This window comes from Bradyrhizobium sp. MOS002, from assembly GCF_003020115.1.
GTDB lineage: Bacteria > Pseudomonadota > Alphaproteobacteria > Rhizobiales > Xanthobacteraceae > Bradyrhizobium.
This window is the reverse complement of record NZ_PYFX01000004.1, coordinates 282334-305007: the sequence shown is the minus strand read 5'-3', so window position 1 is coordinate 305007 and position 22674 is coordinate 282334. Positions and strand designations below refer to the sequence as shown.

Sequence of the window (22674 nt, the reverse complement as noted above, 5' to 3'; positions counted from 1 at the left end):
CAACGCCGGAGAATCGGAGCCCATCGGTGGGGTTGACGCGGGTCGATAGCACGGGCGAGCGACGAATCAAAGCAAATCGGACCGCTGGCCAGCCATGCACAGGCTTTTTAGGCAAATTCAGCGGGGGACAGCCTCGCGGCGCCTCGTACTGGCGAACGGCTTCCCCGTGCCGGCCGATCATCGCGATCTCCGGCGCGGGCGCACTCACCTCGGGTCACGCAGGATTTAGGTGCTATGCGCCGATCCGCAATGGTCGCGGCCCAGCGGCGGTGATAAGCCGCAATTCGCGCCCCTCCTTCCGATTTCCATTACCAATCCGTCATGGTCGACAAGCAACGCGTCATTCCGCTGATCGTGGCCACCGCTCTCTTTATGGAGAACATGGACTCGACGGTGATCGCCACGTCGCTGCCCGCGATCGCGGCCGATATCGGCACCAGCCCACTGACGCTCAAGCTCGCGATCACCTCCTATCTGCTGTCGCTTGCGGTGTTCATCCCGGCGAGCGGCTGGACCGCCGACCGGTTCGGCGCGCGCATGGTGTTTGCGATTGCCGTCGGCGTGTTCATGGTCGGCTCGGTCGGCTGCGCGCTCTCGACATCGGTCACCGATTTCGTGTTCGCCCGCATCCTGCAAGGCATGGGCGGGGCGATGATGACGCCAGTCGGGCGCCTCGTGCTGTTGCGGTCGGTCGACAAGAGCGCGCTGGTCAATGCCATGGCGTGGGTGACGGTCCCTGCCCTGATCGGCCCCGTGATCGGGCCGCCGCTCGGCGGCTTCATCACGACTTACGCCTCCTGGCACTGGATCTTCCTGATCAACATCCCGATCGGGCTGCTCGGCATCTTCATGGCCTTGCGCTTCATCGATCCCATCAAGAGCGAGGAACGAGAGCCGTTCGACCTCTACGGCATGGTGCTCGCAGGCCTCGGGCTCGCCGGCATTGCCTTCGGGCTGTCGGTTGCCGGACTCAATCTGCTGCCATGGAGCACGGTTGCCGCCCTGGTCGCCGGCGGATCGATCTCGATGACGCTGTATGTCCTTCACGCGCGGCGAACGGGATCGCCGGTGCTTGACTTCACGCTGCTGAGGCTGCCGACGCTGCGCGCGGCCATTTTCGGCGGCTTCATGTTCCGGCTCGGCATCGGTGCGCTGCCGTTCCTGTTGCCGCTGCTGATGCAGATCGGCTTCGGCCTCTCGCCGTTCAAGTCCGGCCTCGTCACGTTTGGCTCCTCGCTCGGCGCCATGGGTATGAAAGCGCTGGCCGCGCGCATCATCCGCACCTTCGGCTTCCGCAACCTGATGACGGTGAACGCGATCATCAGTGCGGTTTTCCTCGCCGCATGCGCGCTCTTCACGGTGACGACGCCGCTGCTGATCATCATGATCATCCTGGTGGTCGGCGGGTTCTTCCGTTCGCTCGAGTTCACCGCGATCAACACGGTTGCCTATGCCGAGGTCGAGCACGCGCAGATGAGCCGCGCCACCACGCTCGTCAGCGTCAACCAGCAGCTCGCGGTCTCGGCCGGTGTCGCGGTCGGCGCGGCCTCCGTGGAGACGACGATGTGGTTCAGCCACGTCAGCGAACTCGACGCCACCGTGTTTGCGCCGGCCTTCGTCGTGATCGCCCTGACCTCGGCGGCGTCGAGCTGGTTCTTCTGGCAGATGCCCGCCGATGCCGGCCACGAAGTCTCCGGCCGCAAGGCGGTGGAGATCGCGAGCCGCAAGGGTGCGGGCAAAGGCGCCGCCAAGGCGGCCGTCAAGGCGGCGACCGAGGATACGCAGGACGTGCGGGATCAGCGGCTGGGGTAGCCTATCTCGTCATTGCGAGCGAAGCGAAGCAATCCAGAATCCCTCCGCGGAGACAGTCTGGATTGCTTCGTCGCAAGAACTCCTCGCAATGACGGAGTTTGTTGCTATTCTGTCGCCCCGCCCCGAAATCCCGTCGCGAGCACGTAGCGCTCCGAGGAATCCGCACGGCTCGCGGCCGGCTTGACGTGGCGCACCGTGGCGAAATCGCGCTTGAGCTGGGCGAGCAGCTCGGCGTCGGCGCCGCTCTGGAACGCCTTCGCCAGGAAGGTCCCGCCCGGCTTCAGCACGTCGCAGGCGAACGCGGCGGCGGTCTCGATCAGGCCGACGATGCGAAGCTGGTCGGTCTTGCGATGACCGGTGGTGTTGGCAGCCATGTCGGACATCACGATGTCGGCGCCGCCGTCGAGCATGGCCTTGAGCTTGTCCGGCGCGTCGTTGTCCATGAAGTCGAGCTGTGCGAACTCGACCCCGGCAATCTCGGGGATTTCCAGCAGGTCGATCGCGATGACCTTGCCCGTGCCGTCGACCGAGCCGACGCGCTTGGCGGCGATCTGGCTCCAGCCGCCTGGCGCAGCGCCGAGATCGACCACCGCCATGCCGTGCTTGAGCAGCCGGTATTTGTCGTCGATCTCCAACAGCTTGAACGCGGCGCGCGAGCGATAGCCGAGCGCCTTCGCCTTGATGACATAGGGATCGTTGAGCTGCCGCTCCAGCCAGAGCTTCGACGACAATTTGCGCTTGCCGTGGGTCTTGACCTGAACGTGCAAGCGGCCGGTGGTGTCCTTGGCCATCTCACCAGCTCCTGAGCGCGCCGTCTTCGCGCATCATCTCGACCAGCATGCCTTCGCGCAGGCCCCGGTCGGCGACGCGCAGGCGTGGCAGCGGAAAGGCGCGGCGGATCGCGTCGAGGATGGCGCAGCCGGCCAGGACGAGATCGGCGCGCTCGATGCTGATGCAGCTGTTGCCGGCGCGCTCCTCGTAGCTCATACCGAGCAGCTTGTTGATGGTCGCGGTGACGTCGGTATCGTTCATCCAGACGCTGTCGATGCGGCGGCGGTCGTAGCGGGCGAGATTGAGATGGATGCCGGCGAGCGTCGTCACAGTGCCTGACGTGCCGAGCAGATGCATGTCGGCGAGATCGCCGCCATGCTGTTCGGCGAACGGCTTGATGTGATGGGCGACCTCGCGCTCCATCGCCGCGTAGATCTCCGGCGTCACGTCGCGCCCCCCGAACTGCTCGGCAAGCGTGACCACGCCGAACGGAATCGACATCCAGGCTTTGATGCGCGGCTCCGGATTTGCGGCGTCGCGCTCGATCCGCACCAGCTCGGTCGAGCCGCCGCCGATATCGAACAGGATCGCGCCGCGCCCCCTGGGATCGACCAGCGGCGAGCAGCCGAGCACGGCGAGCGCCGCCTCGGTCTCGCGGTCGATCACCTCGAGCTCGATCCCGGTCTCGGCAGCGACGCGGCTGCGAAAGCCTTCGGCGTTCGAGGCGGCGCGGCAGGCTTCGGTGGCGATCAGCCGCAGCCGCCGCGCTTTGCGCAGGTTGATCTTGTCGCGGCAGATGCCGAGCGCCACGATGGCGCGCTCGATCGCGGCCTCGCTGATGCACCCGGTCGCCGAGACGCCCTCGCCGAGCCGGATGATGCGCGAGAAGGAATCGACCACGCGAAAGCCGTCGTGGGTCGGACAGGCGATCAGGAGCCTGCAATTGTTGGTGCCGAGGTCGAGCGCCGCGTAGACGCCGGTTCCCGGCGCTTGCGCGCCGACGGCCGGTTCAGTGGCGAACGCCGCCGCCATCGACCCCAGCTCACCGTGCGGCCCAAGGCCGTCGCGGAGCCGCGTGTGGTCATTCATACAAACTGTCTTTCCGCGGCCGGTTGGGCCGATCTGGAATTGCTTTTTCGCCTGAAACCTTAGCAGCGCGCCAATCCTGCGCAACAACGCATCACATGGGACCATGCCCATTCGTGCGTTGTCGTGAACGGGCCGGTGGGCTATTTTTGAGGGGTCCGGTCCCCCAGGCGCCCCCAAACCGCGCAATTGCCGGCTTTTCAGGTCAATTCCATGCAAGAACACACCAAATCTTCCACGCTCGAAAACGCTATTGCACTGCAAAAATATGGTGTCGGGCAGCCTGTCCGCCGCAAGGAGGACGACACGCTGGTGCGCGGCAAGGGCCGCTACACCGACGATTTCAACCTGCCGGGCCAGGCCCACGCCGCGATCGTCCGCTCGACCCATGCCCACGGCGTCATTCGCGGCATCAACATCGATGCCGCCAGGGCCATGCCGGGCGTGCTGGGGGTGTGGACCGGCAAAGACCTCGATGCGGCCGGCTACGGCCCCTTCACCTGCGGCCTGCCGCTGAAGAGCCGTGACGGCTCGCCCCTGCTCCAGACCAACCGCCAGCCGCTCGCAACCGACAAGGTCCGCTTCGTCGGCGATCCCGTCGCCTTCGTGGTGGCGGAGACGCTGGCCCAGGCGCGCGACGCGGCCGAGGCGGTCGAACTCGATATCGAGCCGCTGCCGGCTGTGACCGATCCCGAGCAAGCCGCGAAACCCGGCGCGCCGCAACTCTACGACCATATCCCGAACAATGTCGCGCTCGACTACCACTATGGCGACATCGAGAAGGTCAACGCCGCCTTCGCCAGCGCCGCTCACGTGACCAAGGTCGACATCGAGAACACCCGCGTCGCCGTGGTCTCGATGGAGCCTCGCGTTGGCCTTGCCTCCTACGACAAGAAGACCGAGCGCTACACCATCCAGATGCCGACGCAGGGCGTCGCCGGCAACCGCGCCAACCTCGCCAAGAACCTGAAGGTGCCGAACGAGAAGGTCCGCATCCTCACCGCCAATGTCGGCGGCTCCTTCGGCATGAAGAACGTCAATTATCCCGAGTACATGTGCATCCTGTACGCGACCAAGGAATTGGGACGGCCGGTGAAATGGCTGGACGAACGCTCGACCAGCTTCTTGTCCGACAGCCACGGCCGTGCGCAGAAGATTCACGCCGAGCTCGCGCTGGACGCCGAGGGGCATTTCCTCGCCGCCAAGCTCTCGGGCTACGGCAATCTCGGTGCCTACATCACCGGCGTAGCGCCCAGTCCGCTCTCGCTCAACACCAGCAAGAACTTTTCCAGCGTCTATCGCACACCGTTGATGGCCGTCGACATCAAGACGGTGCTGACCAACACCACGCTGATGGGCGCCTATCGCGGCGCCGGCCGGCCCGAGGCGAACTACTACATGGAGCGGCTGATCGACCGCGCCGCCGACGAGATGGGCATCAACCGGCTGACCTTGCGCAAGCGCAACTTCATCAAGCAGAACCAGATGCCGTTCGCCGCGTCCTCCGGCGTCACCTATGACAGCGGCGACTTCCAGGCTGTCTTCAACAAGGCGCTCGAAATCTCCGACCACGAGAATTTTGCCAAGCGCAAGAAGGAGAGCAAGAAGTCCGGCAAGCTGCGCGGCATCGCCGTCGGCTCCTATCTGGAGGTGACCGCACCTCCCGGCGTCGAGCTCGGCAAGATCGTGTTCGATCCCGACGGCTCCGTGCAGCTCATCACCGGTACGCTCGATTACGGCCAGGGCCACGCATCCGCATTCGCGCAGGTGCTGTGTGCGCAGCTCGGCGTGCCCTTCGACAACGTCAAGCTGGTGCAGGGCGACAGCGATATCGTGCACACCGGCAATGGCACCGGCGGCTCGCGCTCGATCACCGCGACCGGCATGGCGATCGTGGGCGCCGCCAAGCTCGTGATCGAAAAGGGCAAGCGCGCCGCCGCGCATATGCTGGAGGCATCCGAAGCCGACATTGAATTCGAAGGCGGCAGTTTCACGATCGCCGGCACCGACCGCAGCATCGACATCATGGAGCTCGCCAAGCGCTTGCACGACGGCAAGATGCCGGAGGGCGTGCCCGACAGCCTCGACGTCGATCACACCAGCGAACCGGTGCCCTCGGCCTTCCCGAACGGCTGTCATGTCGCCGAGGTCGAGATCGACCCTGAAACCGGCGTCGTGCAGATCGTGCGCTACAGCGCGGTCAACGATTTCGGCACGGTGATCAACCCGCTGCTGGTCGCGGGCCAACTCCACGGCGGCGTCGTCCAGGGCATCGGCCAGGCGCTGATGGAGCACGTCCGCTACGACGAGAGCGGCCAGCCGATCACGGGCTCGCTGATGGACTACGCACTGCCCCGCGCCGAGGACGTTCCGAACATGACGGTCGGCGACCACCCGGTGCCGGCCACCACCAATCCGCTCGGCAGCAAGGGCTGCGGCGAAGCCGGCTGCGCCGGCAGCCTGTCGACGGTCGTGAACGCGGTGATCGACGCGCTCTCCGACTACGGCATCAAGCACATCGACATGCCGCTGACGCCGGAGCGCGTGTGGCGCGCGATCCAGGATGCGAAGGGGAAAGCGGCGTAGGGCTGCCCTTCTGCCTTCCACACGCACGCTGTCATCGCCCGGCTCGACCGGGCGATCCAGTACTCGGAGGCAGCAGTGATTCACGGAGAAGCCGCGGCGTACTGGATGCCCCGCCTTCGCGGGGCATGACACCGAGCTTGGAGCGGTGTACTTGCCTCTCTCCGCCCGCGCCCTACGCCGCCGCCTGCTCGCGCGGCTGGTAGATCGCGGTGTGCTGGCAGTGCGCCAGCGGCGTCGTGCCGTTGGCGACCACCAGCGCGTCGAGCTCGACGAAACGATGGCCCTTCTTCTCGTAGTTCGCGGTGACTTTGGCCCGCGCGGTGATCTCGTCACCGGCGCGTGCGGCCGACAGCAATTGCATGCGGCTGCCGACATGGATCCACGGGCCGAGGATCGTGTTGTCCACCAGCACGCGATTCATGACGCGCTGGATCAGGCCGGGATGGCCGAGCCCCTCGCGCGCGAAGATCGAATCGGCTTCACGGATGTCGGCGAGATAGTCGGCGGCATCCTGCCCGGCCCAGCGGCGCGGCGTCGTGCCGAACCATCTGCCTGTCGGGAACGTCGCCGGGCTGACCGGTTTGCGCTCGGCAATCGCAGGAACCTCGACATAGTCGCTCAACGACACCGCAGTCGCAGTCGCCGGCAGCGACGCCGTGCCGGTGGCACAGAGCTCGGTGCGGCTGAACACCTCGATCGTGAGCAGGCCATTGTGCTCGGTCGCATCGACGTCGGCGGTCTCGCCGTCATAGACCGGCTTGATGAAACGCGCCTCGATCAGTCCGCGCGACAGGAAATCGCGGCCCCAGCGCGCCACCGGCACATGCATCATGTAGGCGAAGACGTCGACGCCGGGGACCAGCCCGCCGGAAAAGCCGAAGCGGCGCGCCACCGTGTCGTCATGCATCTTGTTTTCGGACTGCTTGGCCGTGTTGTAGGCCTCGACACGATAGGTTTCGAGCCGGTTCGGCATGGCTTGGCTTTCCCCAAATTCTTGTTGTTTCAGACCGATCGTAGGCCCTGAGGAACCGGGGTCAATCCCCTCGCCTTTGCGGCCCGAATGGGGTACCACGCGGCTGCTGCGGAACCGCTTCGCAAGCCCCATCTACGGACAATGACGAACCCTCAAAACACCACGCGCATCTATGTCGACGCTGACGCCTGTCCGGTGAAGGACGAGATCTATCGCGTCGCTGGCAGGCACGGCCTGCCCGTGAGCGTCGTCGCAGGCAATTTCATCCGCGTGCCCCAGGATCCGCTGATCGAGCGGGTCGCCGCGGGTGCCGGGATGGACGCGGCCGATGACTGGATCGCGGAACGCGCCGGGCCTGGCGATATCGTCATTACCTCGGATATTCCGCTCGCGAGCCGCTGCGTGAAGGCCGGCGCCGATGTGATTGCGTCCAACGGCAAGGCGTTTACCGAGGAATCGATCGGGATGACGCTCGCGGTCCGCAACCTGATGACCGATTTGCGCTCGGCCGGCGAAGTCACCGGCGGTCCGAAATCCTATTCGCCGCGCGACCGCTCGACGTTTCTGTCGACGCTCGACCAGACCATCCGCCGCATTCAGCGCCGCCGCGCCGACCAGGCCGCAACAAGACAGGACTGAGACACCGCATGGCGCCACCGCTGATTCAACTGCGCGATATCAAGCTGACCTTCGGCGGCACGCCGCTCCTGGCGGGCGTCGAACTGTCGGTTTCGACCGGCGAGCGCGTCTGCCTGATAGGCCGCAACGGTTCCGGCAAATCGACGCTGCTCAAGATCGCCGCCGGCCTGGTCGAACCGGATGGCGGCAGCCGTTTCGTGCAGCCCGGCGCCACCATTCGCTACCTGCCGCAGGAGCCGGATTTTTCCGGTTTCTCCACCACGCTGGCCTATGTCGAGGCCGGCCTCAATGCCGGCGACGACCACTATCAGGCGCGCTATCTGGTCGAACAGCTCGGTCTCACCGGTGAAGAAGATCCGGCGCATGTCTCCGGCGGCGAAGCGCGCCGCGCCGCGCTGGCGCGCGTGCTGGCGCCCTCGCCCGATATCCTGCTGCTAGACGAGCCGACCAACCATCTGGATCTTCCGACCATCGAATGGCTGGAGAGCGAACTGGAGAGCCGCCGCTGCGCGCTGGTGATCATCAGCCACGATCGGCGCTTCCTGGGCAATCTCTCGCGCAGCACCGCCTGGCTCGACCGGGGCCAGATCCGGCAGATCGACCGCGGCTTCAGTGCCTTCGAGGCCTGGCGCGACGAGGTGCTCGCGGAGGAAGAGCGCGACCAGCACAAGCTCGACCGCAAGATCGTCAACGAGGAGCACTGGTTGCGCTACGGCGTCTCGGGCCGCCGCAAGCGCAACGTCAAGCGGCTCGGCAATCTCCACGCACTGCGCGACCAGCGCCGCACCCATCGCGGCGCGACGGGCAACGCCAACCTCGCGGCTGCCGAAGCCGACAAGTCCGGCAAGCTCGTCATCGAGGCCAAGAACATCAGTCGGTCCTATGGCGATCGAAAGATCGTCGACGGCTTCTCGATCCGGGTCCAGCGCGGCGACCGCATCGGCATCGTCGGCCCGAACGGCGCCGGCAAGACCACGCTGATCGAGATGCTGACCGGCGGCAGCGCGCCGGACAGCGGCACCATACGGCTCGGCGCCAACATCGAGATGGCGACGCTCGACCAGCATCGCGAAAGTCTCGATCCCAAGACGACGCTGGCCGAGGCGCTGACCGGCGGCCGCGGCGACCATGTCATGGTCGGCGGCAAGCCGAAGCACGTCGTCAGCTACATGAAGGACTTCCTGTTCGCCCAGGAACAGATGCGCACGCCGCTGGAGGTGCTTTCCGGGGGCGAGCGCGGCCGGCTGATGCTGGCACGCGCGCTGGCAAAACCCTCCAACCTCCTCGTGCTGGACGAGCCGACCAACGACCTCGACCTGGAGACCCTCGACGTCCTCGAGGAAATGCTCAGCGACTACGAGGGCACCGTGATTCTGATCAGCCACGATCGCGATTTTCTCGACCGCGTGGTGACGTCTGTGATCGTGCCAGAAGGCAACGGGCGCTGGCTCGAATATGCCGGCGGTTATACCGACATGCTGGCCCAGCGCGGCGCCGACGTGAAGCGCGCGACAGCGAAGGCGGCCGAGGAGACGAGAGAGCAGCGGCCGGCCGCGCCGTCCGGCGTCGCGAGACGACGGTTGACCTTCAACGAGCAACACGCGCTGGAGACGCTGCCCAAGACCATCGCCAAGCTGCAGGCCGAAATCGCCAAGCAGCAGCGCTTCCTTGACGACCCCGATCTCTTCCGCAAGGATCGCAAGCGCTTCGACCAGGCCTCCGACGCTCTGACGAAGGCTCAAAAGGAACTGGCCGAGGCCGAAGACAAATGGCTGGAGCTCGAAGTGCGACGCGAAGAGATTGAACAGGCCTAGCGTGCATTTCGCAAAAGTGGGCACCGCTTTTGCAAACGAATGCGCGCCAACTCAGAGACTTCCATGACAACGACCCTTGCCGCCAAAATCGCCCGCGAATACGGCACGCCCTGCGCCGTCATCGACATGGACAAGGTCGAGCGCAACATCGCGCGCATCCAGAAGGCCTGCGATAACGCCGGGATCGCCAACCGTCCCCACATCAAGACGCACAAGAACCCCACGATCGCCAAGATGCAGATTGCTGCAGGCGCCAAGGGCATCACCTGCCAGAAGCTCGGCGAGGCCGAGATCATGACCAATGCCGGCATCGACGACATCCTGATCAGCTACAACCTGCTCGGCGACGAGAAGATGGCGCGGTTAGGGGCGCTGCAGGCAAAGGCGAACATGACGGTCGCCGCCGACAATTCGACCGTCGTCGCCGGCCTGCCCAAGGCTGCCGCTGCCTCAGGCCGACCGCTGTCGGTCGTGGTCGAATGCGACACGGGACGCAAGCGCGCCGGCGTCGAGACGCCAGCTGAAGCCATTGCGCTGGCGCAGGAGATTGCTGCATCCAAGGGACTGCAATTCGCCGGCTTCATGATGTATCCGACCGAGACCGGCTGGGCGGACGCGCAAAAATTCTATGACGAAGCTCTGGCCGGCGTGCGCGCGCACGGGCTGGATGCAAAAATCGTCTCGACCGGCGGCACGCCGAACCTGAAGAATCTCGGCAAGCTCAAGGGCGGCACCGAGCATCGCTTCGGCACCTACATCTACAACGACCGCATGCAGGTCGCCGCCGGCGTTGCCACCTGGGACGACTGCGCACTGCACATCTATTCAACCGTGGTGAGCCGCGCCGCGCCCGAGCGCGGCATTCTGGACGCCGGCTCGAAGACGCTGACGACGGACACCGGCGGCCTCGACGGCCACGGCCTGATCTTGGAGCACCCCGAAGCGAAGATCGCACGCTTTGCCGAGGAGCACGGCTTCCTCGACCTCTCCCGCAGCAACACCCGACCCAATGTCGGCGACGTCGTGCGGGTCGTGCCCAATCATGTCTGCGTCGTCGTCAACATGATGGACGAAGTCGTGATGGTGCGCGGCGAGGAGATCATCGGCACGCTGCCGGTGGCGGCACGGGGCAAGCTGAGGTAGGGCTGCTTCCACAATCGCCATTGCGAGGAGCGAAGCGACGAAGCAATCCAGACTGTCGCCGCGGAAAGATTCTGGATTGCTTCGCTACGCTCGCAATGACAGTGGTTAGCGCCTTAGCCGCTTCAACGCGCCCCTGCCCGCGGCACCGCCCGTCGCGAACGAGGCCTGGAGCAAATAGCCACCCGTCGGCGCCTCCCAGTCCAGCATCTCACCGGCCGCGAACACGTCCGGCAGCTTGCGGATCATGAAGTTGGCGTCGAGCTCGTCGAAGGAAATCCCGCCGGCGCTGGAGATCGCGCGCGCGATCGGCGCCACGCCCGCCAGCTTGATCGGTACGGCGTTGATGAGCTCTGCCAATTGTTCCGCCGACATTGCCGACAACGACCGGCCAGCACCGATGGTGGCTTCCTGCAGCAGCCCGACCGCGACCGGCGACAGCTGCGCAGCCTTGCGCAGGAAATTGGAGAACGATTGCTTGCCGCGCGAGGCGGACAGGCGCTTGACGAGTTCGCCATGATGGACATCCGGCCGCAACGCGACGTGCAGGACCGCTTCGCCGTTCGCCGCAATCGCCTCGCGCAGTTCGGCCGACATCGCATAGATCGCCCCACCCTCGATCCCACCGCTTGTGATCATGGCCTCGCCGCGCGCGCGCCGCGCGCCGAAGGACAGCGTGATGCCCTTGAGCGGCTGGCCTTCGAAGCGCGTGCGAAAGATTTCGGACCAGTCGACGGTGAAGCCGGAGTTCGCCGGCCGCAGCGGCGAGATCGCAACGCCCTTGTCGGCTAGGATCGCAGTCCAGCCGCCATCGGAGCCTAGTCGCGGCCAGCTTGCGCCGCCGAGTGCCAGCACGGTGGCGTCCGCGGCAATGGCGGCGGCGCCGCCGGGTGCGTCAAAGACCAGTCGTCCTTCCCCGTCCCAACCCATCCAGCGCTGGCGAAAGGCAAAGCGCACGCCGGAGGCATCGAGCCGTCGCAGCCAGGCACGCAGCAAGGGCGACGCCTTGAATGCTTTCGGAAACACACGCCCGCTGGAGCCGACAAAGGTCGGCTCGCCCAGCGCCTCGCTCCACGCGCGCAGAGCGTCCGGCGGAAAGGCGTCGATCGCCGCTGTTAACTTCGGCGCCGCCTCGCGATAGCGCGCCAAAAACTGCGGCAGCGGTTCGCTGTGGGTGAGATTGAGCCCGCCGCGGCCGGCCATCAGGAATTTGCGGCCTGCGGACGGCATCGAATCGTAGACCGTGACGCGAGCACCACCCTGCACGAGCGCTTCAGCCGCCATCAGCCCGGCAGGGCCGGCGCCGATGACGGCGACGGCTGTCAGAGTTTTACCCCGGCGCGCGCAGCGGCCTGCGCCACGTATTTCTGCGTCTGCTCGAAAGCCCCCTGCAGCGCCTTCGCCTTCGACATGTCGCTGATCTCGGCGAAATGGGCCGCAACCGCGTCCGGGGTCCACTCGGACTCCGGCAGGTTGATGCCTTCGCTCTCGACGATCTTGATCACCGCGAACGAGCCGGCGCCTGCACCCATGATGGTGCGGGTCGGCGCGTCCTCGCTCAGCATGTACTCGACTGCGGGCGTGATCGCGTTCGGCTTCATCAACTGCAGCGCCTGCGGCGGCAGCAGCTCCTCCGTCATGCGGGTTGCCGCCGTCGGCGAAATGATGTTGACGCGGATGTCGGACTTGCGGCCTTCCTCGGCCAGCACGTTCATCAGGCCGACCATGCCGGACTTGGCCGCACCGTAATTGGCCTGGCCGAAATTACCGTAGAGGCCGGAGGACGACGTCGTCAGCACGATGCGACCGTAGTTGCGATCGCGCATGCCGGCCCAGGCCGCCTTGCAGCAATAGAAAGTGCCGACGAGGTGCACGTCGAGCACCTTCTGGAAATCGGCCGCTTCCATCTTGCCGAACGACTTGTCGCGCAAGATGCCGGCATTGGCACACACGAGGTCGACGCTGCCCCACTCCTTGGTGGCGCGCTCGACCATTGCGGTGACCTGCTCGAAATTGGAGACGTCGGCGCCGTCGGCCATGGCGATGCCGCCGGCCTTGCGGATCTCCTCGACCACGGCTTCCGCCGGCGACAGCGAGCCGCCGCTGCCGTCGCGCGCGCCGCCGAAATCGTTGACCACGACCTTGGCGCCGCGGCTCGCCAATCCCAGCGCATGCGCCCGCCCGAGGCCATTGCCCGCGCCGGTGACGATGGCGACGCGTCCGTCGAACCTGATTGCCATTGTGCTTCCTTATGCTGTCTTCCCTTCTCCCCTTGTGGGAGAAGGTGGCGCGAAGCGCCGGATGAGGGGTCTGTCTCGGCAGATGAGCGTGTGGAGAGATACCCCTCACCCGGCTTCATCTCGCTCCGCTCGATTTCGCCACCCTCTCCCGCAAGGGGAGAGGGTGCACGAGCGCGATCTGGACAGCTTTTTGACCAGCGATGGAGGACCGGGTCAAGCCCGGCCATGCCGGCCCGCCTCAGGCAAAATAGATCAACCCCAGCCACTCCGCGACCAGTGCGGGCTTGTCCTCGCCTTCGATCTCCACGGTGACGTTGGTGCGCGACTGCAATTCATTCGGCTTGCGCAGCTTGGCTTCCGCCAGCACGAAACGGCCGCGAACGCGTTTTCCCGAACGCACCGGCGAGATGAAACGCAGCTTGTCGAAACCGTAATTGACCCCCATCGTGGTGCCCGCGATGACGGGCATCACCTCGTAGGACATGATCGACAGCAGCGACATCGTGAGGAAGCCGTGCGCGATGGTGGTGCCGAACGCCGTCTCCTTCTTCGCACGCTCCGGGTCAACGTGAATGAACTGGTGATCCTCGATCACGTCGGCATAGGTGTCGATACGGGGTTGGTCGATCAGGTGCCACGACGACACGCCGATCTCCTTGCCGACCATGGCCTGATAGGCGTCCAGCGTCATCGGCGGCTTCTTCCAGACTTCGTTCACTTAAGTCTCACTCCGTGTTTTCGGCAGCTCCGGAAAATCCTCCTCGCGGAATTCCCGGCCGCGCAGGGGATCGTTGCGGTCGTCGTCGCGCTCCAACCGTCTGAGCTGAACGCGGCGGATCTTTCCCGAGATCGTCTTCGGCAGCTCCGTGACAATTTCGAGGCGGCGGATGCGCTTGAACGGCGCAAGGCGCGTGTGCAGATGCTTGAAGATGGAGAGCGCGGTTGCCGGCGAGCGCTCCGCGCCGGATGTCAGCAGCACATATGCCTTGGGGATCGCGAGCCGGATCGGATCCGGGCTTGGTACCACGGCGGCTTCTGCGACGAGCTCGTGCTCGAGCAACACGCTCTCGAGCTCGAACGGGCTGATGCGATAGTCGGAGGATTTGAACACGTCGTCGGACCGGCCGACGAAGGTGAGATAGCCATCGTCGTCCTCGAAGACGACGTCGCCGCTGCGATAGAGTTCGCCTTCGGCGCCGGATAGCCCGCCGTCGTCGCCCTGATAGCCCTGCATCAGGCCGGCGGGACGGTTCACGCCCAACAGCAGCGTCACCTCACCTTCCTTGGCAGGGTGGCCGTCGGCGTCGCTGACCTGGACGCGATAGCCCGGCAGTGGCCGGCCCATCGAGCCGATCTTGATCTTTTGCCCCGGCGAGTTGCCGGCCAGCGCGGTCGTTTCAGTCTGGCCGTAACCGTCGCGGATGGTGAGGCCCCAGGCTGCCTGCACCTGGTCGATCACTTCCGGATTGAGCGGCTCTCCGGCACCGCAGACCTCGCGCAAGGCCACCTTGAACGACGCCAGGTTCTCCTGAATGAACAGCCGCCACACCGTCGGCGGCGCGCACAGCGTGGTGACGCCGCAGCGGCCGATGGTGGCAAGCAGGCCCTTGGCATCGAAGCGTGGCTGGTTGACCACAAAGACGGTCGCGCCCGCATTCCACGGCGCGAAGAAACAGCTCCAGGCGTGCTTGGCCCAGCCGGGCGAAGAAATATTGAGATGGATGTCGCCCGGCTGCAGTCCGATCCAGTACATGGTCGAGAGATGGCCGACGGGATAACTGCGCTGGCTGTGCCGCACCAGTTTTGGTTTTGCGGTCGTGCCCGAGGTGAAATAAAGCAGCATGGGGTCGTCGGCGTTGGTCGGGCCATCGGCTGCAAAGCTCTCCGACGCCCTTGCCGCGTCATCATAGCAAAGCCAGCCATCGGAGGCCTCGCCCACGACGATGCGGACGATACTTTCGGCGCCAAGACTTGCGAACTTCGCAACCTGGTCCTGTGCTGCCACCACCGCCTTCGCCTTGCCGCGATCGAGCCGGTCGCGCAGCTCGTCCGGGGTGAGCAGCGTGGTCGCGGGAATCACGACGACGCCGAGCTTCATCGCGGCCAGCATCGTCTCCCAGAGCGGAACGACATTGCCGAGCAGCAGCAGGAGATGATCGCCGCGCTTCAGGCCCTGCGCGCGGAGGAAGTTCGCGACCTGGTTGGAGCGGCGCGACAACGCCCCGAACGAAAGCTTGGTCTGCCGATCCTGTGCGGCATCGACGATCCAGAGCGCAGGACGATCCTTGCTGTCCGCATTCGCCGCCAGCTCGGCGTCGAACCAGTCGAGTGCCCAGTTAAACGGAACCGGATCGGGCCAGCGGAAGCCTTTGACCGCCGTCTCGTAATCCGTGCGGTTGTGAAGCAGAAACGCGCGCGCTTCCTGAAATGTCGTCATGGTGAGAGCCCGTCGAATTGACCTTCGAGCGTAGCCCGGAGAGAGCGAAGCGCAATCCGGGGGCGATTGTGCAATTGGAAGCGGCTGTCCCGGATTTCGCTTCGCTCCATCCGGGCTACGAGCAAAGCCTCGCTATTTCCCAGCGAGGCTGCGAACGTGCTTGATAATTCCGGAAAAATCCACCCCACCCTGGCCGTCCCTGTCGAAGGCCTGGTAAATTTCCTGCGCGTGCCGGCCGAGCGGCGTTGCCGCGCCGGCGGCCTTCGCCGCGTCCTGCGCCAGCGTCAGATCCTTCACCATCAGTGCCGAAGCAAAGCCCGGCTTGTAGTCGTTGTTGGCGGGCGAGGTCGGTACTGGCCCGGGCACCGGGCAATAGGTCGTCAGCGACCAGCACTGGCCCGACGAGGTCGAGGCGACGTCGAACAGCGCCTGATGCGAGAGCCCGAGCTTCTCAGCCAACGCGAATGCCTCGCTTACCGCGATCATGGAAATGCCGAGGATCATGTTGTTGCAGATCTTTGCCGCCTGGCCCGCGCCGGCACCGCCGCAATGCACGATCTTCTTGCCCATGTTCTCCAGCACGGGTTTTGCCGCAGCAAACGCGTTGTCCTCGCCGCCGCACATGAAGGTGAGTGTCGCACCCTTGGCGCCGCCGGTGCCGCCGGAGACCGGGGCGTCGACCGAAAGCACCCCGTGCTTGGCCGCCAGCGCATGCGCCTGCCGCGCGCTCTCGACGTCGATGGTGGAGGAGTCGATCACCAGCGCGCCCTTGGTCATCACAGGGACGACCTCGCCCCACACGCCGAGCACATGCTTGCCGGCCGGCAGCATGGTGACGACCACGTCGGCGCCTTTCACGGCGGCCGCAGCGCTCTCGGCGATGCCGGCACCGTCGGCCTTGGCCTGGTTACGGGAGGCCTCGGCGAGGTCGAAAGCGACGACCTTGTGGCCGGCCTTGACCAGATTGGCGGCCATGGGCCCGCCCATGTTGCCGAGACCGATAGATGCGATCGTGGCCATCTTCATTTCCTCCGCTGAACGTTTCGTTGATTAGTTGAACTTCAATTCGCCGGCGCCAATCTCGGCGAGATACAGCGCAAGCATGTCCGGCGTGACGTCCTCGATCCGCGATGGCGACCAGGTCGGATTGCGGTCCTTGTCGATCACGGCTGCGCGCACGCCTTCGCGAAAGTCGTCGCTGCGGAAGACTTCCAGCGCAGCCCGGTATTCGCGCACCAGGCACTCCTCCAGGCTCGACGCGGTGCGCGCCAGCCGCAAAAGCTTCAGCGTCACCACCATGCCGCGCGGCGATTTTTCGTTGAGCGTCTTCAATGTCGCCAGCGCGAACTCGGAACCGTCGCGCCTCAGCGCGGCAAAGATGTCTTCCATGCGGTCGAAGCCGAACAGTGCGTCGATCGCCGGCTCTTTTGCGGCGACCGGACCCGCGGTCTCCCCGGTCGCAAAACCTTTGATAAGCTTGCTGACATCGGCCGCGGTGACGCCCTGGCGAACCTTGGTCAGCGCGTCGCGCAACTCCGGCCATTTGGCTGCCGGTACCACCGCGTCGGCAAACTTCGCGTGGATCGCATCGGGGCCGTTCATGGTCTGGCCGGTCAGGCCGAAATAAGTGCCGATCTCGCCGGGCGAGCGCGACAGCAACCAGGTGCCGCCGACATCAGGGAAGAAGCCGAGCCCGACCTCGGGCATCGCAAGCTTGGTGCGATCGGTCACGACGCGATGGCTGGCGTGGCCCGATAGCCCGACGCCGCCGCCCATCACGAGGCCGTCCATGAACGCGACATAGGGTTTTGGATATTTCGCGATCCGCGCATTCATGACGTATTCCTGGCGCCAGAACCGCGCGCCGAGATCGCCGCCGTCGCGCGAGCTCTCCCAGAGGCCGCGAATATCGCCGCCGGCGCAGAGGCCGCGTTCGCCCGCGCCTTCCAGGATGATAACGGCCACTTCCGGATCGGCTTCGAACTGGTCCAGCGCCGCGTCGACGCCGATCGACATCTCCAGCGTCATGGCGTTGAGCGCCTTGGGGCGGTTGAGCCGGATCACGCCCGCCGCACCCTCGCGGCGAACGATCAGATCGCCCTCCTCCGCTCCACTCATCGCGCGCCCTCGATCAGCTTGCGCGCCACGATCAGCCGCATGATTTCATTGGTGCCTTCGAGAATCTGGTGCACGCGCAAATCGCGCACGATCTTCTCGATGCCGTATTCGCTGAGATAGCCGTAGCCGCCATGAAGCTGGAGCGCGTTGTTGGCGACCTCGAAGCCGACATCGGTGCCGAAGCGTTTTGCCATCGCGCACAGCATGGTGGCGTCGGGATCCTTCCGATCGAGCGCCGCGGCGGCGCGCCACAGGAAAGTGCGCGCGGCCTCCAGCTCGATCGCCATGTCGGCGAGCTTGAATTGCAGCGCCTGGAATTCGTCGAGGCGCTTTCCGAAGGCCTTGCGCTCCTTCATGTAGCCGCGCGCCTTGTCGAGCGCCGTTTGGGCACCCCCAAGAGAACACGCCGTGATGTTGAGACGCCCGCCGTCGAGGCCCGCCATCGCGATCTTGAAGCCTACGCCCTCCTCGCTCAAGCGGTTGGCGACCGGCACTCGGGCGTTCTCGAACAGCACGGCGCGGGTCGGCTGTGCGTTCCAACCCATCTTGCGCTCGTTGGCGCCGAAGGAGACGCCCGGCGTCTTGCCGTCGATCACGAGCGTCGAAATGCCGCCCGGGCCGTCGGCACCGGTCCGGACCATCGTGACCAGGAGATCCGTGCCGCCGGCACCGGAGATGAACTGCTTCTGGCCGTTGAGGACGTAATGATCGCCGTCGCGCACAGCGCGGGTGCGGAGCGCTGCCGCGTCCGAGCCGGCGCCCGGCTCGGTCAGGCAGTAGCTCGCGATCAGCTCCATGGTGCAGAGCTTGGGCAGCCATTTGTGGCGCTGGGTGTCGCTGCCGTAGGCATCGATCATCCAGGACGCCATGTTGTGGATGGAGATGAAGGCCGAGGTGGTCGGGCAGCCCGTCGCCAGCGCCTCGAAGATCAGCGCCGCGTCGAACCGCGTCATGGCGGAGCCGCCGACATCCTCGCGGATGTAGATGCCGCCCATGCCGAGCGTGGCGGCCTCGCGCATGACCTCGACGGGAAAATGTTTCTCCTCGTCCCAGCGCAGCGCGTGCGGCGCAATCTTCTCCGCTGCAAACGCCAACGCCATATCGCGAACCGCGATCTGATCCTCGTTCAGAGCGAACTGCATGATGGGCTGCTCATTTTTCTCTCGTCATTGCGAGCGAAGCGAAGCAATCCAGACTGCCTCCGCGGAAAGGTGCTGGATTGCTTCGTCGCAAGGGCTCCTCGCAATGACGGCTGAGGAGTTTACTTCATCAGCGGGATCGAGAACTCCGCGCCTTCCTTGACGCCGGACGGCCAGCGCGAGGTCACCGTCTTGGTCTTGGTGTAGAAGCGGACCGAATCCGGGCCGTGCTGGTTGAGATCGCCGAAGCCCGACTTCTTCCAGCCGCCGAAGGTGTAATAGGCGATCGGCACCGGGATCGGCACGTTGATGCCGACCATGCCGACATTGACCTTGGCCGCGAAGTCGCGCGCGGCATCGCCGTCGCGGGTGAAGATCGCAACGCCGTTGCCGTAATCATGCTCCGACGGCAGCGCCAGTGCTTCCTTGTAGTCGTGCGCGCGCACGACCGAGAGCACGGGGCCAAAAATCTCTTCCTTGTAGATCCGCATGTCCTTGGTGACGTTGTCGAACAGCGAACCGCCGAGATAGAAGCCGTTCTCATAGCCCTGCATCTTGAAGCCGCGGCCGTCGACGGCGAGCGTCGCGCCTTCCTTGATGCCGATGTCGATGTAGCCCTTGACCTTCTCGACCGCCTCCCGCGTCACCAGGGGACCGTAATCGGCGGACGGATCAATCGAGGTGCCGATCTTGAGCGACTCGACGCGCGGGATCAGCTTTTCCATCAAGCGGTCGGCGGTGGACTTGCCGACGGGGACTGCGACGGACACGGCCATGCAGCGTTCGCCGGCCGAACCATAGCCGGCGCCGATCAGTGCGTCGACCGCCTGGTCCATGTCGGCGTCGGGCATGATGATCGCGTGGTTCTTGGCGCCGCCAAAACACTGGCAGCGCTTGCCGGTCTGGGCGGCGCGCTCGTAGATGTATTGCGCGATCGGCGTGGAGCCGACGAAGCCGACGGCCTTGATGTCGGGATCGTCGAGGATGGCGTCGACCGCTTCCTTGTCGCCGTTGACGACATTGAGGATGCCGGCCGGCAGGCCCGCCTCGATCATCAGTTCCGCGAGCATCATCGGCACGCCGGGATCGCGCTCCGACGGCTTCAGAATGAAGGCGTTGCCGCAGGCGATCGCGGGGGCGAACTTCCACATCGGGATCATCGCCGGGAAATTGAACGGCGTGATGCCGGCGACGACGCCGAGCGCCTGGCGCATGGAGTAGATGTCGATGCCGGGGCCGGCACCTTCGGTGTATTCGCCCTTCATCAGATGCGGGATGCCGCAGGCAAATTCCGCGACTTCCAGGCCGCGCTGGATGTCACCCTTGGCGTCGGGAACCGTCTTGCCATGCTCGCGAGCGAGCAGTTCGGCCAGCTTGTCGTAGTCGCGCTGCACCAGCTCGACGAACTTCATCATGACGCGGGCGCGGCGCTGCGGATTGGTCGCGGCCCATTCCGGCTGCGCGGCGCGGGCGTTTTCCACGGCGGCGCGGACCTCGGCCTTGGACGCCAGCGCCACCTTGGCCTGGACGTCACCGGTCATCGGCTCGAAAACGTCGGCGGTACGGCCCGAGGTGCCCTTGACCTCCTTGCCACCAATGAAATGTCCGACTGAACGCATGGAATGGTCTCCTTGAGGCGAGCTTGAACGCTTTGACAAATCCTATCGACCTGCATTTTATAGGATTCAAGTCTGAGATAATGCACCATAGATGTGCGAAAATGCTGGATCAAGGCGCTATCGACTGGGACGACTTCCGCTTCGTGCTGGCCATCGTGCGGGGCGGCTCGGTTTCGGCTGCGGCAAAACAGCTCGGCGTCGACCATGCCACCGTCATCCGCCGCGTCGACCGGCTGGAGAAGCACCTCTCGGCCAAGCTGTTTGACCGGCGCAAGACCGGCTACCTGCTGACGGAGGCCGGCCAGCGCGTCGCCGACAGCGCGGAAGCCTTGGAATCGACCATCGTCGCCAACCAGGAGCAGGTCGGCGGGTCGGTGGCGCGGCTGACCGGCACGGTGCGGATCGGGGCCCCCGACGGTTTTGGGACCGCGTTCCTGGCGCCGCGGCTCGCTCAGTTCGCCGACCGGTATCCCGATCTCGATTTGCAACTCGTGGCCACCGCGCGGCTGTTCAGCCTCTCCAAGCGCGAGGCCGATATCGCCATCAGCCTGACCATGCCCAAGGAAGGCCGCATCGTCGGCCGCAAGCTGCTCGATTACCGGCTCGGACTCTATGCCGCGCCCGCCTATCTCGACCGCTTCCCGAAAATCACCTCGCGCGAGGTCCTGCCGCAGCATCGATTCGTCGGCTATATCGAGGAGCTCTTGTTCACGCCCGAGCTCGACTATCTGCCGCAGGTGTCGCCGAAGATCTCCGCACGCTTGCGCAGCGCCAACCTGATCGCACAACTCAACGCCACGCTCGCCGGCTTCGGTATCGCCGTGCTGCCGCACTTCATGGCGGCCGACTATCCGCAGCTGATTGCGGTGCTGGCGGAAGAGGTCTCGATCACCCGCACCTTCTGGATGCTGATGCACGCCGACAGCAAGGATCTCGCGAGGATCCGTGCGGTGGCGGATTATATTTCCGAGATTGTGGAGCGCGAGCGGGCGTTGTTTGCGGGGCCGTGAAGCCTAGCTCTGCTTCGGCTTCTTCGCCGCCGTTACCTTTGGCTCACGCTTCGCGCCATCGAGCGCGCTGTCCTTGCCCGTCTTCAACACCTCGTCCGACAGCTCGCTCGAGCCGGCGATGCGCGCGAGCAGCATGGTGCCGGCCATGGTCGCCAGCGTCGCGATCGCCTGCTTGCGCGCGGCCTTGCGCGGCAGATTTGGGATGAAATCGGTCATCATCTCGATCATCTCGTCGAGCTTGCCGGCAAAGGCCTTTCGCGTCTTCGGGCTCTCGCGGGCGATCTCGGCGCCGAGCGCGGGGATCGAGCAGCCGTGACCGGGGTTGTCGCGATGCACCGTCGAGAGATAGGTCTCGACGATCTGGGGGAGCTGCTTCTCCGGCGCGACCTGATCCGATTGCTTGCGCCAGTGCTCCATCGAGCGGTCCATGGCGTAGTCGAACGCCTCGATCACCAGCGCCTCGCGGGAATCGAAATGGGCGTAGAAGCCGCCATGGGTCAGGCCCGCTTCCTTCATGAGGTCGGCGACGCCGATGCCGTGGGCGCCCTTTTCGCGCAGCCGCACGGAGGCCTTCTTCACGATGCGGTCGTGGGTTTCCTGCTTGTGTTCCCGGGAATAGCGCATGCGAGTCTCATTGAATGTCGGAGGTCATCTAATAACATGGATATCGGCCGGACGGCGCATTAATTCCCTGTAAAATTGTTGCCGATCATGGAAAAGGTCGCCGTTGCGTGCACCGCAAGTGCCCCCTTACCGTCGCGGACGAAGCCCTCGGTATAGCTGGTCTGGCGTCCCAGCTTGATCACTTTGCCCTCGGCGGAGATCAGCCCGGACCGGACCGAGAGCGGACGCAGAAAGGTCATTTTGAGATCGAGGGTGACGGAGCCCTGCCCGGACTCCAGCCTGGTCGAGATCGCACACCCCATGGCGGTGTCGATCAGCGCGGCGGCTGTGGCTCCGTGCAGGAGGCCGATGGTGTTCTCGAGATCCTCGCGCGGCTCGAGTTCCATGACGATCCGACCCGGCTCGACCACGGCCATGACGAAGCCGATCAGCTTGGCAAAAGGTGGCGGCGGCAAACGTCCGTCGCGGATGCCCAGCATCGCGTCCATGCCTGACAAGCCCATCGCCACTTTCGCAACCGGCGCAGGCACCTGCCACTCCACCACCCGCTCGCGCCGCTGCGCGGGGGAAAGCAGGTCGGGTTGATCGACGTTGGTCATCGCGGCCTCTTTGTATGATTTCCATCATACTATGCTGCGGGCTTCGCCCTGGCAACTCCCTCCCGCC

General features: G+C 65.3%; 19 protein-coding genes. 6 read left to right on the top strand and 13 right to left on the bottom strand.

Translation table 11 applies throughout. The features are described from left to right. Positions 1–321: 321 nt before the first annotated feature. Positions 322–1812, top strand: coding sequence for an MFS transporter (locus tag C7G41_RS14305; RefSeq protein ID WP_106943190.1), 1491 nt, complete (start codon positions 322–324; stop codon positions 1810–1812). 104 nt (positions 1813–1916) lie between these two features. Here the strand turns inward: C7G41_RS14305 and C7G41_RS14300 are convergent, their stop codons facing one another. Next, positions 1917–2603 (bottom strand): RlmE family RNA methyltransferase, encoded by a 687-nt coding sequence (locus tag C7G41_RS14300; protein WP_106943189.1) that lies wholly within the window; start codon positions 2601–2603, stop codon positions 1917–1919. A gap of 1 nt (position 2604) precedes the next feature. Next, positions 2605–3672: a Ppx/GppA phosphatase family protein gene (locus C7G41_RS14295; RefSeq protein ID WP_106943188.1), complete on the bottom strand. Its 1068-nt coding sequence runs from the start codon at positions 3670–3672 to the stop codon at positions 2605–2607. Between the two features lie 210 nt (positions 3673–3882). Here C7G41_RS14295 and C7G41_RS14290 point away from each other — a divergent pair, with 210 nt between their 5' ends. After that, positions 3883–6255, top strand: coding sequence for a xanthine dehydrogenase family protein molybdopterin-binding subunit (locus C7G41_RS14290; RefSeq protein ID WP_106943187.1), 2373 nt, complete (start codon positions 3883–3885; stop codon positions 6253–6255). A 172-nt stretch (positions 6256–6427) separates the two neighbouring features. Here C7G41_RS14290 and C7G41_RS14285 read toward each other — a convergent pair whose 3' ends face one another. Continuing rightward, positions 6428–7228, bottom strand: coding sequence for a hypothetical protein (locus C7G41_RS14285; protein ID WP_106943186.1), 801 nt, complete (start codon positions 7226–7228; stop codon positions 6428–6430). 141 nt (positions 7229–7369) lie between these two features. Between C7G41_RS14285 and C7G41_RS14280 the strand changes: the two genes are divergently transcribed. From C7G41_RS14280 to C7G41_RS14270, 3 genes are all read left to right on the top strand, one after another. After that, positions 7370–7867, top strand: a complete 498-nt coding sequence (locus C7G41_RS14280) for a YaiI/YqxD family protein (RefSeq protein ID WP_007609125.1) — start codon at positions 7370–7372, stop codon at positions 7865–7867. Between the two features lie 8 nt (positions 7868–7875). Further along, positions 7876–9681, top strand: a complete 1806-nt coding sequence (locus C7G41_RS14275; protein ID WP_106943185.1) for an ABC-F family ATP-binding cassette domain-containing protein — start codon at positions 7876–7878, stop codon at positions 9679–9681. A gap of 63 nt (positions 9682–9744) precedes the next feature. Next, positions 9745–10824 carry an alanine racemase gene (locus C7G41_RS14270; protein ID WP_106943184.1) on the top strand — a complete coding sequence of 360 codons (1080 nt, stop codon included), beginning with the start codon at positions 9745–9747 and terminating at the stop codon, positions 10822–10824. Positions 10825–10929: 105 nt separating this feature from the next. Here C7G41_RS14270 and C7G41_RS14265 read toward each other — a convergent pair whose 3' ends face one another. From C7G41_RS14265 to C7G41_RS14230, 8 genes are all read right to left on the bottom strand, one after another. Then, complete coding sequence (locus C7G41_RS14265; RefSeq protein WP_106943652.1) at positions 10930–12147, bottom strand: TIGR03862 family flavoprotein; 1218 nt, start codon at positions 12145–12147, stop codon at positions 10930–10932. After that, a complete protein-coding gene (locus C7G41_RS14260) occupies positions 12144–13061 on the bottom strand; it encodes an SDR family NAD(P)-dependent oxidoreductase (RefSeq protein ID WP_106943183.1) in 918 nt (305 codons plus the stop codon). The genes C7G41_RS14265 and C7G41_RS14260 overlap by 4 nt, the downstream gene beginning before the upstream one ends. Positions 13062–13299: 238 nt before the next feature. Next, positions 13300–13779, bottom strand: coding sequence for a MaoC family dehydratase (locus tag C7G41_RS14255; protein WP_106943182.1), 480 nt, complete (start codon positions 13777–13779; stop codon positions 13300–13302). Further along, positions 13780–15498, bottom strand: coding sequence for an AMP-binding protein (locus tag C7G41_RS14250; RefSeq protein ID WP_106943181.1), 1719 nt, complete (start codon positions 15496–15498; stop codon positions 13780–13782). It lies immediately after the preceding gene. A 132-nt stretch (positions 15499–15630) separates the two neighbouring features. Next, positions 15631–16518: a 3-hydroxyisobutyrate dehydrogenase gene (gene mmsB, locus C7G41_RS14245; RefSeq protein ID WP_106943651.1), complete on the bottom strand. Its 888-nt coding sequence runs from the start codon at positions 16516–16518 to the stop codon at positions 15631–15633. Between the two features lie 30 nt (positions 16519–16548). Beyond that, complete coding sequence (locus C7G41_RS14240) at positions 16549–17616, bottom strand: enoyl-CoA hydratase/isomerase family protein (protein ID WP_106943180.1); 1068 nt, start codon at positions 17614–17616, stop codon at positions 16549–16551. Next, on the bottom strand, positions 17613–18758 hold the full coding sequence (locus tag C7G41_RS14235) for an isobutyryl-CoA dehydrogenase (RefSeq protein WP_106943179.1): 1146 nt from the start codon (positions 18756–18758) through the stop codon (positions 17613–17615). Before C7G41_RS14235 ends, C7G41_RS14240 begins: the two co-directional genes overlap by 4 nt. Positions 18759–18877: 119 nt before the next feature. Beyond that, positions 18878–20374 (bottom strand): CoA-acylating methylmalonate-semialdehyde dehydrogenase, encoded by a 1497-nt coding sequence (locus C7G41_RS14230; protein WP_094896561.1) that lies wholly within the window; start codon positions 20372–20374, stop codon positions 18878–18880. Between the two features lie 101 nt (positions 20375–20475). Here C7G41_RS14230 and C7G41_RS14225 point away from each other — a divergent pair, with 101 nt between their 5' ends. Beyond that, a complete protein-coding gene (locus C7G41_RS14225) occupies positions 20476–21384 on the top strand; it encodes a LysR family transcriptional regulator (RefSeq protein WP_106943178.1) in 909 nt (302 codons plus the stop codon). A 3-nt stretch (positions 21385–21387) separates the two neighbouring features. Here the strand turns inward: C7G41_RS14225 and C7G41_RS14220 are convergent, their stop codons facing one another. Together C7G41_RS14220 and C7G41_RS14215 are read right to left on the bottom strand one after the other, a co-directional pair. Beyond that, positions 21388–22008, bottom strand: a complete 621-nt coding sequence (locus tag C7G41_RS14220; RefSeq protein WP_106943177.1) for a TetR/AcrR family transcriptional regulator — start codon at positions 22006–22008, stop codon at positions 21388–21390. A gap of 59 nt (positions 22009–22067) precedes the next feature. Continuing rightward, positions 22068–22607, bottom strand: coding sequence for a PaaI family thioesterase (locus C7G41_RS14215; protein WP_106943176.1), 540 nt, complete (start codon positions 22605–22607; stop codon positions 22068–22070). Positions 22608–22674 lie beyond the last annotated feature (67 nt).

Excerpts from the sequence above, each read along its gene's own strand:
- C7G41_RS14250 (WP_106943181.1), bottom strand. The coding sequence starts at position 15,498 with ATGACGACATTTCAGGAAGCGCGCGCGTTTCTGCTTCACAACCGCACG.
- C7G41_RS14240 (WP_106943180.1), bottom strand. The coding sequence starts at position 17,616 with ATGAGTGGAGCGGAGGAGGGCGATCTGATCGTTCGCCGCGAGGGTGCG.
- C7G41_RS14285 (WP_106943186.1), bottom strand. The coding sequence starts at position 7,228 with ATGCCGAACCGGCTCGAAACCTATCGTGTCGAGGCCTACAACACGGCC.
- C7G41_RS14280 (WP_007609125.1), top strand. The coding sequence starts at position 7,370 with ATGACGAACCCTCAAAACACCACGCGCATCTATGTCGACGCTGACGCC.
- C7G41_RS14275 (WP_106943185.1), top strand. The coding sequence starts at position 7,876 with ATGGCGCCACCGCTGATTCAACTGCGCGATATCAAGCTGACCTTCGGC.
- C7G41_RS14260 (WP_106943183.1), bottom strand. The coding sequence starts at position 13,061 with ATGGCAATCAGGTTCGACGGACGCGTCGCCATCGTCACCGGCGCGGGC.
- C7G41_RS14290 (WP_106943187.1), top strand. The coding sequence starts at position 3,883 with ATGCAAGAACACACCAAATCTTCCACGCTCGAAAACGCTATTGCACTG.
- C7G41_RS14305 (WP_106943190.1), top strand. The coding sequence starts at position 322 with ATGGTCGACAAGCAACGCGTCATTCCGCTGATCGTGGCCACCGCTCTC.
- C7G41_RS14295 (WP_106943188.1), bottom strand. The coding sequence starts at position 3,672 with ATGAATGACCACACGCGGCTCCGCGACGGCCTTGGGCCGCACGGTGAG.
- C7G41_RS14300 (WP_106943189.1), bottom strand. The coding sequence starts at position 2,603 with ATGGCCAAGGACACCACCGGCCGCTTGCACGTTCAGGTCAAGACCCAC.
- C7G41_RS14225 (WP_106943178.1), top strand. The coding sequence starts at position 20,476 with ATGCTGGATCAAGGCGCTATCGACTGGGACGACTTCCGCTTCGTGCTG.
- C7G41_RS14220 (WP_106943177.1), bottom strand. The coding sequence starts at position 22,008 with ATGCGCTATTCCCGGGAACACAAGCAGGAAACCCACGACCGCATCGTG.
- C7G41_RS14215 (WP_106943176.1), bottom strand. The coding sequence starts at position 22,607 with ATGACCAACGTCGATCAACCCGACCTGCTTTCCCCCGCGCAGCGGCGC.
- C7G41_RS14270 (WP_106943184.1), top strand. The coding sequence starts at position 9,745 with ATGACAACGACCCTTGCCGCCAAAATCGCCCGCGAATACGGCACGCCC.
- C7G41_RS14235 (WP_106943179.1), bottom strand. The coding sequence starts at position 18,758 with ATGCAGTTCGCTCTGAACGAGGATCAGATCGCGGTTCGCGATATGGCG.
- C7G41_RS14230 (WP_094896561.1), bottom strand. The coding sequence starts at position 20,374 with ATGCGTTCAGTCGGACATTTCATTGGTGGCAAGGAGGTCAAGGGCACC.
- mmsB (WP_106943651.1), bottom strand. The coding sequence starts at position 16,518 with ATGGCCACGATCGCATCTATCGGTCTCGGCAACATGGGCGGGCCCATG.